Annotated in this window: 10 protein-coding genes; 4 read left to right on the top strand and 6 right to left on the bottom strand. The window is 63.1% G+C overall.

Going from position 1 to position 12,442, the window contains the following annotated elements:
* Positions 1–41: 41 nt before the first annotated feature.
* Together NCG91_RS18345 and NCG91_RS18340 are read right to left on the bottom strand one after the other, a co-directional pair.
* Positions 42–1,040, bottom strand: a complete 999-nt coding sequence (locus NCG91_RS18345; protein WP_251350709.1) for a fumarylacetoacetate hydrolase family protein — start codon at positions 1,038–1,040, stop codon at positions 42–44.
* A gap of 87 nt (positions 1,041–1,127) precedes the next feature.
* Entirely contained in the window at positions 1,128–1,838 is a 711-nt protein-coding gene (locus NCG91_RS18340; protein ID WP_034754110.1) for a pseudouridine synthase, read from the bottom strand.
* A gap of 256 nt (positions 1,839–2,094) precedes the next feature.
* Here NCG91_RS18340 and NCG91_RS18335 point away from each other — a divergent pair, with 256 nt between their 5' ends.
* Positions 2,095–2,472, top strand: coding sequence for a hypothetical protein (locus NCG91_RS18335; protein WP_251350708.1), 378 nt, complete (start codon positions 2,095–2,097; stop codon positions 2,470–2,472).
* A 374-nt stretch (positions 2,473–2,846) separates the two neighbouring features.
* Here the strand turns inward: NCG91_RS18335 and NCG91_RS18330 are convergent, their stop codons facing one another.
* The 4 genes from NCG91_RS18330 to NCG91_RS18315 form a co-directional block, all read right to left on the bottom strand.
* On the bottom strand, positions 2,847–3,848 hold the full coding sequence (locus NCG91_RS18330; RefSeq protein ID WP_099666845.1) for a S49 family peptidase: 1,002 nt from the start codon (positions 3,846–3,848) through the stop codon (positions 2,847–2,849).
* Between the two features lie 39 nt (positions 3,849–3,887).
* On the bottom strand, positions 3,888–4,265 hold the full coding sequence (locus tag NCG91_RS18325; protein ID WP_099666844.1) for a Rieske (2Fe-2S) protein: 378 nt from the start codon (positions 4,263–4,265) through the stop codon (positions 3,888–3,890).
* Positions 4,262–4,921 carry an HAD-IIIA family hydrolase gene (locus NCG91_RS18320; RefSeq protein WP_035821424.1) on the bottom strand — a complete coding sequence of 220 codons (660 nt, stop codon included), beginning with the start codon at positions 4,919–4,921 and terminating at the stop codon, positions 4,262–4,264. Before NCG91_RS18320 ends, NCG91_RS18325 begins: the two co-directional genes overlap by 4 nt.
* 88 nt (positions 4,922–5,009) lie before the next feature.
* Positions 5,010–6,005 (bottom strand): RluA family pseudouridine synthase, encoded by a 996-nt coding sequence (locus tag NCG91_RS18315; protein ID WP_077407877.1) that lies wholly within the window; start codon positions 6,003–6,005, stop codon positions 5,010–5,012.
* 686 nt (positions 6,006–6,691) lie between these two features.
* Between NCG91_RS18315 and NCG91_RS18310 the strand changes: the two genes are divergently transcribed.
* The 3 genes from NCG91_RS18310 (at position 6,692) to moaA (ending at position 12,390) form a co-directional block, all read left to right on the top strand.
* Complete coding sequence (locus NCG91_RS18310) at positions 6,692–9,814, top strand: Rne/Rng family ribonuclease (RefSeq protein WP_251350707.1); 3,123 nt, start codon at positions 6,692–6,694, stop codon at positions 9,812–9,814.
* Positions 9,815–9,901: 87 nt separating this feature from the next.
* A complete protein-coding gene (chrA, locus tag NCG91_RS18305) occupies positions 9,902–11,239 on the top strand; it encodes a chromate efflux transporter (RefSeq protein ID WP_251350706.1) in 1,338 nt (445 codons plus the stop codon).
* Positions 11,240–11,268: 29 nt separating this feature from the next.
* Positions 11,269–12,390, top strand: coding sequence for a GTP 3',8-cyclase MoaA (gene moaA / locus NCG91_RS18300; RefSeq protein WP_251350705.1), 1,122 nt, complete (start codon positions 11,269–11,271; stop codon positions 12,388–12,390).
* Positions 12,391–12,442 lie beyond the last annotated feature (52 nt).

Raw genomic sequence — 12,442 nt, 5'->3', positions numbered from 1 at the left:
CGAGGGGTTGCAACGCAGTCATGGCCATTTTCTCGGGGCTCCTAACGGTTTTTCCTCGCCTCGGCCTGTTTCACGGTCTGCTCGATGGCGCCAAACAGCGACTTGCCGTCATCGCCCAGCATTTCCAGCCGGACGACGTCGCCGAACAGCAAATACGGCGTGCTGGCGACGCCATCGGCGATCATCTCCTGGTTACGTCGCTCAAAAATACTGGAAAATCCCTTCTTGACTTCCTTGTTGGCGACCCCGCCCGCGCTGACCACGCTGCCGGCGCGCGCGTTGCGCGTCTGGCACAGGTGGGCGAGCAATTGCGGGTAATTGAACGCCATGTCAGCGCCCGCGTGGGGCTGGCCCGTCAACTTGCCGTTCAGGCTGCAGCGCAGCGCGTAATGCACCTTGCCGCCGCGCCAGGCGTCCCCCAGCTCGTCGGGCGTGATGGCGACAGGAGAGCACGCCATGGCCGGTTTCGCCTGCAGGAAACCATAGCCACTCGCCTGCTCGTCCGGCGCCAGGTTGCGCAGGGTGATGTCGTTGACCAGCATCAACAGCTTGATGTTCAGGTGCGCCTGGTCCGGCGTCGACCCCATGGCCACGTCGTCCGTGATGGCGGCGATGCCCGCTTCGTAGTCGATGCCCCACTGCTCGTGCGCCAGCACGATCTCGTCCTGGGCGCCCAGGAAATCGTCGCTGGCGCCCTGGTACAGGCGCGGCGCATCGCGCAGATTGGCGGGCGCCTCGCTGCCCGCCGCCTTGCAGGCCCGCTCGATCTGCTGCAGGTAGGCTGCGCCAGCCACGCGCAGGCTGCTGCGCGGCAAGGGCGCCATGCAGTTGGCGGGATCGAATTCGAAGGCGCGATGGCCGCGGCCGCTATTGATGGTCTGGTACAGCAAATCGAGCTGGGGCGCGATGAAACTCCAGTCGTCGAGCGCCTTTTGCAGGGTCGAGGCGATGCCATCGGCCAGATGGGCCGTTTTCAGGTCGCGCGAGACGACAGCCAGCTGGCCGTCGCGCGTGCCATCCTTCAGGGTAGCTAATTTCATGTGCGGGAAACTTCGTCAAATGCAGGCAATGGAGACTAAAGACGCCAAAAAGCCGGGATATCCCCGGCTTTGGCGGTCAGGAAGGGGCTAGGCCAGGAGCGCGATCTGCTCGGGCGTGAGGTAGCACCACTCGCCTTCGGCGATGCCCAGCGATTCCAGGGTCAGGCTGCCGATGGCGGAACGGTGCAGCGCGCTGCAATGGTTGCCGGCGGCGGCCAGCATGCGCTTGACCTGGTGGTACTTGCCTTGCTCGAGCACGATTTCCAGCTGGTGCTCGCCGCGCTTGACGCAGACGAGGGCCGCCAGCGGGGCCGGCTCGTCGTGCAATTGCACGCCGGCCAGCAGCAGGGCCACCAGCTCATCCGTCACGGGCTCTTGCGTGGTGGCCTGGTAAATCTTCGGAACGTGGCGCTTCGGCGACGATTGTGCATGGATAAACGGTCCATCGTCGGACATCAGCAGCATGCCGGTCGTATCGTGGTCGAGCCGGCCGACGGGCTGGACTTCGCGCCAGGTGAATTGTTCCGGCAGCAGGGTCAGCACGCCAGGATGATGGCTGGGCTTGCGCGAGCATTCGAAGTTGGCGGGCTTGTTCAGCGCCAGGTACAGGTGCGCGCGGTACACCCACTCTTCTTCGAACACGTGCAGCACCAGGCCTTCGGTCTCGACGGTGGTGCGGTAATTGGTCTGGGTGACGCCATCGATGACGACATCGCCATCCTCGATGAGGGAACGACAATATTTACGGGTGCCAAAACCCTGCGATTGCAGGATGCGGTCTAGGGATAATTTACTCATGGGCGTGACTTTACCAGAAGCGGCTGGCAGCGTGAAGCAGCGGTGCCTGGCGTCCGCGCGGCGGCCCAGGCGGCACGAAACCATGGTGCACGCAGAAATACCAAAAAGAACAAGGTGAGATTTGGCGAGAAATGGTTGATTCCTTTGAGAAATATCAAGCGCTCGGAATATCGCGTTGATAGACTGAAACTTCGTTAGGAATCCGCCTAACGAGGTTTAGGAATAATAACTAGGCAACGACTGACAAGGACATCGTATGGAGCATACCGATACCATCGCCTTACAAGGCAACATCGCCGACATGCGCCTGCGCATCGCCGCAGAACAGGCGGCCATGCACAAGGTCAGACTCGGCGTGGCGCGCTGGAGCACCGCCCCTGCGCCGCAGGATGCGGACGCGCCGCCATCGCCGGCAAGCCAGAAGCGCTGGCATGCCGAGGCGCAATGTCATTTCATGTGCTGGCTGGAACTGGGCGGTTTTGCGCACGCGGATGCGCAGGCCGACAACGTGACCGCGCCCGCCATGGCGGACATGCCGTCCGACATCGGCAGCAACGTTGACGCCGGTGCAACAGCAGCCAGGGAAACCAGCGCCGCTCCCCTGCCCGTGCACTGCAACGGCTGCGCCGTCTGAGCGCGGCCCATCCGACCAGCCATGCCACGCCCTCGCATGCCTGCCTTGCCAGCACGCCCAACCCCATCCAGCGATACCGGACCATCGAACATGAACGACGCACAAAAGGGAACGGCGGCATTGCGCCGCCGTTCCCAAGCCCCATCGGGACTTTAGTGAGGAATGTAAATTCACTCAAAACCACATCTGCGATGCGGCGAGTAGTTCCAAGACCTGCCAATCAAGTTAGTACTGACAACATAGTTGATATATCGCCCCTCCTTGAAAAGAACTACGCTTTCACTATAGCCCAAGCAGCCCTATTTTCAAGCCAATTTACCACCTTATTGAAAATCATTCTCGACTGGCTTGCCTGCCTGCCAAGAGTGATGTCCTCAGCGCAACGCCGGTTGCGACTGCTGCACGGCCGCCTTCATGGCGCCCGCCCCCATGGCGGCGCCAAACTTCTTCAGCACCCGTTCCGGCAAGCCTTCATGCTGCGTGTAGTCGACGATGTCTTCCGCCTTGACGACGTCGCGCGCCACGCTGTCGACCGTGCCGAAATCGTCGGCCAGGCCCATTTCCACGGCTTTCGCGCCCGTCCAGTACAAGCCGGAGAAGGTATCGGCCGTTTCCTTCAGGCGCTTGCCCCGCCCCGCGCGCACCACGTCGATGAATTGCTGGTGGATTTCATTGAGCATGCCTTGCGCATACGCCTTGTGTTTTTCCGTCAGGGGGCTGAACGGGTCCATGAAGCCCTTGTTCTCGCCCGCCGTCAGCAGGCGGCGCTCGACGCCCACCTTTTCCATCACGCCCGTGAAGCCGAAGCCATCCATCAGCACGCCGATGGAACCGACCACGCTGGCCTTGTTGACGTAGATGCGGTCGGCGGCGGCGGCGATGTAATAGCCGCCCGAGGCGCACATTTCATCGACCACCACATATAAAGGCTTGTCCGGATAGCCCTTGCGCAGGCGCTGCATCTCGTCGACGATCATGCCGGCCTGCACGGGACTGCCGCCCGGACTATTAATATGCAGCACCACGGCCACGGAACCGGCATCGGAAAACGCCTTGTCCAGCGCGGGGATGACGACGGCGGCCGAGCCGCTGCCTTCGGACTCGATGGCGCCGCTGATGTCGATCAGGGCCGTGTGGCGGCCCAGGGTTTCGCTGTCGTCGGCCGTGTTGTAGTCATAAAACACCCACAGGGCGAACAGCACGATCAGCAAGCCGAAGACCTTGAAAAAGATGCTCCAGCGGCGGTGCGCGCGTTGCTCTTGCAAAGTGGCAAATACCAGCTTTTCCAGCACCTCGCGCTCCCAGTGTCCCGCAGGGGCGCCGTGGCCGGCGGCCGGCGCGCTACTGTCCAGCTTGTCATTCGTGTTATCGCTCATGGTTCACTTTGCGTAAATTACAGAAGGCCTGCCCCGGCCTCAGGCCGGCAGCGGCTGGACATACTCGTCGGGTTGCCAGTACAGCTGGCCATCGCGTTCGGCCACGGCGATCGGGCGCAAGCGCCCGCCCTTGCAGGGACCGCCCGCACAGTAGCCGCTTTCCGGCACATAGATGGCGCCATGCGTCGAACACATCAGGTACAAGCCGCTGGACTCGAAAAACTCGCCTTCCGCCCAGTCCAGTTCGATCGGCACGTGGGCGCAGCGGTTCAGGTAGCCATACGCCTTGCCGCCATGGCGCACGACAAAGCCCGTGGTGGTTTCACCGCCGGCCGAGACGGGAAAGCGCACACCCTTGCCGCCATCGGCCACGGCGTCGGCGGCACAGATGAAAACGTCGACAACATCGTTCATCATGCGTGCTCGCTCAGCCATTGATGCAGCTCGGCCACCGTGGCGGCCGAATACAGGGGATTGCAAGCTTGCAACTGCGCCACCGGATGCGCTCCATACTCTACGGCAATACCGGCCGCGCCTGCATTGCTTGCCATCAACAAATCATGACTGGTGTCGCCGATCATCACGGTGCGGCGCATGTCCTGCCCCAGTTCCCGCGTCAGTTCCTGCAGCATGGCTGGATGGGGCTTGGAAAAGGTTTCATCGGCGCAACGCGTCGCATCGAACAGGGACAGCAGCTTGACGGCATTCAAGGAGCGGTTCAGGCCGACGCGGCTCTTGCCCGTGGCGACGGCGAGGAAATACGCTTGCTGCGACAGTTCCTGCAGCATCTCGTAGACGCCAGGAAACAAGGCCAGCTCATGGTCGCGCGACAGGTAGTGATAACGGTAGCGTTCCGCCATGCGCGCATGGTATTTCGGCTCCACGTCGGGCATCACCAGCTGCATGGCTTCCTGCAAGCCCAGGCCGATCACGTGCGAAGCGAGCAACTCGGTGGGAATTGGCAAGCCCAGGTCTTTGGCCGACGCCTGGATGCACTTGACGATGGTCGAGGTACTGTCTATCAGGGTACCGTCCCAATCGAAGACGATCAGATCAAATTGCTTTCTTGCCATGTTTCCCGACGGCATAGCCGCCGGCTCCTTGAGAATGAATGCTGGCGACTGACTACCTTGTGGGTAGTGTCGCGCGCACGGTGGATATTTAGCGTGCGGCAACGGCCAATGGTTTGCCCAAGCTTACCAAGAAACGCTCGCATTCGGCAGCCAGCGGCGCGTTCAAGGTCATCGTCTTGCCCGTTTCCGGATGCGTGAACGTGATCTGGTGCGCGTGCAGGAACATGCGTTTCAGGGCGCCGCGCGTGCTGTCGGCTTTCAACAGGGCACGGTTGAGGGCAAAGTCGCCATATTTATCGTCGCCGGCGATGGGGAAACCGGACGAAGACAGGTGCACGCGGATCTGGTGCGTGCGTCCCGTCTTCAATTCCGCTTCCAGCAAGGCGAAGTTGTGATATTTATGCAACAGTGAAAACACCGTGTGCGACGCCAGGCCATCGGCCTGCACGGCCACCCGGCGCTCGCCTTCGGCCGTCGTATATTTATGCAAGGGCAACTTGATATGCTGGCGCGCATTCTTCCAGTCACCCGCCACCAGCACCAGGTAGCGCTTGTCCGTGACGCCGTCGCGCATCTGTTCATGCAGATTCGTCAACGCGGAACGTTTCTTTGCCAGCAACAACAAGCCGGACGTGTCGCGATCCAGGCGGTGTACCAGCTCCAAAAACTTGGCGTCGGGGCGCGAAGCGCGCAATTGCTCGATCACGCCGAACGAGACGCCCGAGCCGCCATGCACGGCCACGCCGGCCGGCTTGTCGATGACGAGCAGCTGCGCATCTTCGAAGATGATCTTGAATTCGGCGGCCGGCGCGCCCGTGGCGGCCTTTTCGGCCACGCGCACGGGTGGAATGCGCACCACGTCGCCGGCGGCGAGACGGTACAGCTGATCGATACGGCCTTTATTAACCCGCACTTCTCCCGATCGCAAGATCCGGTAGATGTGGCTTTTAGGCACTCCCTTGCACACTCTTAATAAGTAGTTGTCGATGCGCTGGCCTGCTTCTTCCTCGGCGATCGTTACGAATTGGGCTTGCGGCTGAACCGGGGGTGTTGAAGGGGGAACAACATCATTTTGACTCTTCATTTACTATGTCTTCCCAGAAATCTCTCTAAGTCCTTCATTTTGAATATATAATTGTTTTTGCTGCGGCCCTGGCTGCTGCGAGTGTAAGAATAAAAGCACATTTTACACAGGGGCGTCTCCACCGGCCTCGCCAAATTGCAAATTCGGTGGAAAAAAATGTATATGCACCATCCCTGCGCGAATCAAGGTTGCACCGTAGTTGTAATCGGATAACGCGTGGAGATGCTGAAGTGAGTGTATTGGATTATAAGGATAAGTACCCGTTAGCGCGACTTATCGAGTCGGGCTCGCGGGTTGATGAAGTTGATAACGCTTGCCGTTTTCGCCAAACCCCGTATGCGGCCACAATACTGAGGGTTGTCGATGAATAGGCTGAGGCCAAGCCTCGCCATCGCGATCCCTGTAATGAGCCGGCTTACGATTTGGCTCTGAATTTGCTGACCACTTGCATTCTCTGCCCCCGACATCCGGGCTGCTTCAGATGAGTTGCAGGTGTCCTGTGCACTCGGCATGACGATCGACCTCACCGCGCCTGTTGCGGCCGTAACGTATACCTCGTACGCGTTGTTGCTCCGCACGCCTAGGCATTTCCCCCGCCAGCACTCCCGTTCTCGCATATATCCCTGTACTTCGCCGCTTCCCCGGAAGCGGCTTTGAGATGGCCTACGGGTCGCGGAGTTATAAAAATGAAACGCATGTTGTTTAATGCCACGCAGCAAGAAGAACTGCGCGTAGCGATTGTCGACGGACAAAAACTGATCGACATCGATATCGAGACAGCCGGGCGCGAACAGCGCAAATCCAACATCTACAAGGGCGTGATCACGCGCATCGAGCCATCGCTCGAAGCGTGCTTCGTCAGCTATGGCGAAGACCGCCACGGCTTCCTGCCTTTCAAGGAAGTTGCCCGCACGTACTTCCGCGAAGGCGTGGACGTGCGTAACGCTTCCGTCAAGGAAGCGCTGCGCGAAGGCCAGGAAATCATGGTCCAGGTGGAAAAGGAAGAGCGCGGCAACAAGGGCGCCGCCCTGACCTCGTTCGTCTCGCTGGCCGGCCGTTACCTGGTATTGATGCCGAACAACCCGCGTGGCGGTGGCGTATCGCGCCGCGTGGAAGGGGAAGAGCGCCAGGAATTGCGCGAAACCATGGATAAACTGGACTTGCCAGCTGGCATGTCCGTCATTGCCCGCACCGCCGGCATCGGCCGCAACGTCGATGAACTGCAGTGGGACTTGAATTACCTGATGCAACTGTGGCGCGCCATCGAAGGCGCCGGCAAGTCGGCCAACGGCGCTTTCCTGATCTACCAGGAATCGTCGCTCGTCATCCGCGCCATCCGCGACTACTTCCAGCCCGACATCGGCGAGATCCTGATCGACACCGACGAGATCTACGACCAGGCGCACCAGTTCATGAGCCACGTGATGCCCGACATGGTGCACCGCGTGAAACGCTACAGCGACGACGTGCCGCTGTTCTCGCGCTTCCAGATCGAACACCAGATCGAAACGGCGTACAGCCGCACCGTGCCGCTGCCATCGGGCGGCGCCATCGTGATCGACCATACGGAAGCGCTGGTCTCCGTCGACGTCAACTCGGCCCGCGCCACGCGCGGCTCGGACATCGAGACGACCGCCTTCAACACCAACTGCGAAGCGGCCGAAGAAGTGGCCCGCCAGCTGCGCTTGCGCGACTTGGGCGGCCTGATCGTCATCGACTTCATCGACATGGAAGTGGCAAAAAATCAGCGCGAAGTGGAACAGCGCCTGAAAGATGCGCTGCACCATGACCGTGCCCGTGTACAAATGGGCAAGATTTCCCGCTTCGGCCTGATGGAACTGTCGCGCCAGCGCCTGCGTCCTTCGCTGTCCGAAGGCTCGCACGTGACGTGCCCGCGCTGCTCCGGCACCGGCCACATCCGCGATACGGAATCGTCCGCCCTGCAGGTGCTGCGCATCATCCAGGAAGAAGCGATGAAGGAAAACTCGGCCACCATCCACGTGCAAGTACCCGTGGACGTGGGCGCCTTCCTGCTGAACGAAAAGCGCGGCGAAGTGCTGAAGATCGAAAACCGCCACCGCATCGCCGTGATCCTGATCCCGAACAAGCATCTGGAAACGCCGCACTACAAGCTGGAACGCATCAAGCACGACGATCCGCGTCTGGAAGACAGCCAGGCCAGCTACAACCTGGCCGAAAGCGCTGAAACCGACATGGCTTACAGCAAGCGCCAGAAGGAAGAAGCCAAGCCGCGCCAGGAAGCCGTCGTCAAGACGATCACCCCTGACCAGCCGGCACCGCTGGTCGAGCGCAAGCCCGTCGAAGCGAAACCGGCTCCCGTGGCCGCGCCTGCCGCGCCGCAAGGCCTGATCGCCAAGATCATCAGCTTCTTCACCGGCGCCCCGGCACCGGTGGCACCGGCACCCGCCCCAGTCGCACCAGCCAAGCCGGCCGGCGCCGACCGCGGCGACCGCAACAGCCGTGGCCCGCGTGGCCGTGGCCGCAACGGCAAGCCTGGCCGCGAAGAGCGCGAACCTGGCCAGGGCCGTCCAGCCCAGGACGATGCCGCGAAAGAAGCGGAAGCACTGGAAAAAGCGGCCCGTCCGCCACGCCCGCCGCGTCCGCCACGCGAACCGCGTGAAGCACGCGAAGGCGGCGATGCAACGGCAGCGCCACGCGAACGGGGCGAACGTCCTGAACGCGCGGAACGCCCGGAGCGCGCCGAGCGTCCGGAACGTGCCGAACGTCCGCCACGCCAGCCACGCGAAGGCCGCGAACCGCGCGCCGACAAGGCTGTTGTTGCTGAAGTGAAAGCTGAAGAGCTGGCACTGGTTGGCGCCACCGCCAGCGCAGTGAACGTCGTCGTGCCGTCCAGCGGCCCGGAATCCGACGCCGCACCGGCCAACCTGCTGAAAGCACCGGCGAATGCCGGTCCTGAAGGCGAAGAGACGGAAAACGACGTGGAAGGCGAAGAACCGCGCCGCCGCCGTCGTCGTGGCGGCCGCAACCGCAACCGCCGCGACCGCGAAACGGGCGAGCTGATCGAATCGGCAAATGGCGAGAACGAAGGCCAGGATGCGCCAGTGATCAGCTTTACGGTTGCTCCGGCGCCGGAAGCTGCTGTCGCTGCCGCGCCAGTGGAAGCTGCCGCCGAAGCTGCGCCAGCCGTCGTGGCTGAAACGGTGGAAGTGGCGGAAGTGGCCAAGGTCGTGGACATCGCCAAGGTCGAAGAAGCCGCTCCTGCCGCGGAAGTTGCCCCAGTTGCTGAAGTGATCGTGCCGGCAGCCCCTGTCGAAGCGGCTGCAGCGCAAGCTGAACCAGCCGCTGCCGAACCAGTGCCAGCTGCCGAGTACAGCTTTGCCGAGAAAGCGCAAGCCGCACCAGCGCCTGCCCCTGCTCCAGCGGAAGTCATCGTCGAAGCGGCGCCAGTCGTGGAAGCAGTTGCTGTCGTGGAAACGGTCGTCGTGGTGGAAGAAGCGCCGGTAGCCGAAGCGGCACCTGTCGTGGCGGAAGCCGCACCGGTGGTTGCCGAAGTTGCTCCTGCTCCTGCTCCTGCTCCTGCTCCAGCGCCGGCGCCTGTCGCCGCGCCTGCCCCGGCGCCTGCCGCGCCAGTGGCCGCGCCGCTGGACTTGAGCGCAGTACTCGGTTCGGCCGGCCTGACCCTGGCTGCCACCGATCCGGAAAAACTGCGCCTGGCGCAGGAAGCGGCCGCCAAGGCAGTCGCTCCGGTACGCAAGCCGCGCGAACGCAAGCCATTGCCGCCGCAATCGGATGAGCCGTTGATCCAGGTCAACACGCAACGTCCATAAGCGTGCCGGGTTCGCCCAGCCGCCGATGATGAAGGGGAAGCTCAGGCTTCCCCTTTTTTACGTCCCCAACTTTGCCAGCCAGCCGCCATGCACGAGAACGCCAACCAACTTCCCGCCCCCGTCAGCCTGCGCAGCGCCTTCTGGTACTGGCTCAAGCTCGGCTGCGTCAGCTTTGGCGGCCCGGCCGGGCAAATCGCCATGATGCATGCGGAACTGGTGGAAAAGCGGCGCTGGATTTCCGAGCAGCGCTTCCTGCACGCCCTGAATTACTGCATGCTGCTGCCGGGGCCGGAAGCGACCCAGCTGGCCATCTACATCGGCTGGCTGATGCACCGCACGCGCGGCGCCCTGGTGGCGGGCCTGCTGTTTTTGCTGCCTTCGCTGCTGCTGCTGATCGTCCTGTCCTGGCTGTACATGGCGTATGGCCACGTGGCCGCCATCGCCGGCGTCCTGTACGGCGTCAAGCCGGCCGTCGTCGCCATCGTGCTGGCGGCCGCCTGGCGCCTGGGCCGGCGCACCTTGCGCAGCCCCGGCCTGATCGCCATCGCGGCCGGTGCATTTGTCGCCATCGCCGCGCTACAGCTGCCATTTCCGCTGATCGTGCTCGCTGCCGCCCTGCTGGGCATGGCGGGCGGCCGCTGGCTGCCGGCCCACTTCCATGTCGGCGCCGCCTCGCACGGCGGCGCGGCCCGCTACGGCGCCGCCCTGATCGATGACGACACGCCCACGCCGGAACACGCGCGCTTCAGCTGGCCGCGCCTGCTTGGCACGGCCGCCGTGGGCCTGGCCCTGGCCTTCCTCGCCTGGCTGGGCCTGGCGCTGGCGGGCGGCGCGGACCAGCCGCTGGCGCAGATGGGCGTGTTTTTCAGCAAGGCCGCCCTGCTGACGTTCGGCGGCGCGTATGCCGTGCTGCCCTACCTGGTGCAGGGCGCCGCCGAGCACTTCCACTGGATCACCGGCGCGCAAATGATGGATGGCCTGGCGCTGGGCGAAACGACGCCCGGCCCCCTGATCATGATCGTCGCCTTCATCGGTTTCGTCGGCGGCTGGAGCCATGCCGTGACGGGCGACCACCTGTGGCTGGCGGGCGTGTGCGGCGCGCTCGTCGCCAGCTGGTTCACCTTCCTGCCCTCGTTCATCTTCATCCTGGCCGGCGCGCCGCTGGTGGAAGCATCGCGCGGCAATCTGCGCCTGAGCGCGCCCCTGACGGCCATCTCGGCGGCTGTGGTGGGCGTCATCGCCAGCCTGGCCCTGTTCTTTGGCCGCCATGTCTTCTGGCAAGAAAACCCGCTGCCGCACTGGGACTGGCTGGCGATCGCCATCGCGCTGGCGGCCGGCGTGGCGCTGATCAAGTTTCAGGTGGGCACCATCAAATTGCTGCTCGCCTGTGCCATCTTCGGCCTCGTGCTATCGTATCTGCCTTGAACGACTCAACGTAAGTGGTATCACCTTTCATGGCTGACAAGATTATCTACCTCGCCGAAGCCCGCAACGGGGCTTTGGCGATTCCCGCGCAGCTGGATAGCCCCAGCGGCAACGTGGCCGACAGCCTGGGCCGGCCCCTGCACGACCTGCGCATCTCGATTACCGACCGCTGCAATTTCCGCTGCGTGTATTGCATGCCCAAGGACGTATTCGACAAGAACCACGTCTACCTGCCGCACACGGATTTGCTGTCGTTCGAGGAAATCACGCGCGTCGCGCGCCTGTTCGTCGCGCACGGGGTGGAAAAGATCCGCCTGACGGGCGGCGAGCCGCTGCTGCGCAAGAATATCGAAAAGCTCATCGCCATGCTGGCCGACCTGCGCACGCCGTCGGGCCAGCCGCTGGACCTGACCCTGACGACCAATGGTTCCTTGCTGGCAAGAAAAGCGCAGGCACTCAAGGATGCGGGCCTGAACCGGGTCACCGTGTCGCTCGACTCGCTCGACGACGCCACCTTCAAGCGCATGAACGACGTCGATTTCGCCGTGGCCGACGTGCTGCACGGCATCGATGCGGCGCACGCGGCCGGCCTGGGGCCCATCAAGATCAACATGGTCGTCAAGGCCGGCATGAACGAGCAGGAAATCGTGCCCATGGCGCGCCACTTCAAGGGCACGCCCTACATCCTGCGCTTCATCGAATACATGGACGTGGGCGCCTCGAACGGCTGGAACTTGCAGGAAGTCATCCCTTCCGCGGAAGTGGTGCGGCGCATCGCCGCGCACATGCCCTTGCAGCCCATCGATCCGAACTACGCGGGCGAGACGGCGGCGCGCTGGCGCTATGCCGATGGCAGCGGCGAAATCGGCCTCATTTCCAGCGTCACGCAAGCGTTCTGCGGCGAGTGCAGCCGCGCCCGCCTCTCGACCGAGGGCAAGCTGTACACCTGCCTGTTCGCCAGCAGCGGCCACGACTTGCGCAGCCTGCTGCGCGGCGGCCGCAGCGATGCGGAAATTTCCTCGGCCGTGGCCCAGCTGTGGCGCGGCCGCGCCGACCGCTATTCGCAATTGCGCACCAGCCAGACGGACTTGACGGGCACCACGCTTGACCATGGCAAAAAGAAAGTGGAAATGTCGTATATCGGCGGCTGAATCGGGCGCAGCGCGCGCCCGCCGCTGCTACCATGGCGCATGCACCAATTTT

The organism is Janthinobacterium kumbetense (genome assembly GCF_023703445.1).
GTDB classification, from domain to species: Bacteria; Pseudomonadota; Gammaproteobacteria; order Burkholderiales; family Burkholderiaceae_D; genus Janthinobacterium; species Janthinobacterium kumbetense.
The sequence above is the reverse complement of the archived record's forward strand: the minus strand, read 5'-3'. Positions and strand labels throughout refer to the sequence as shown.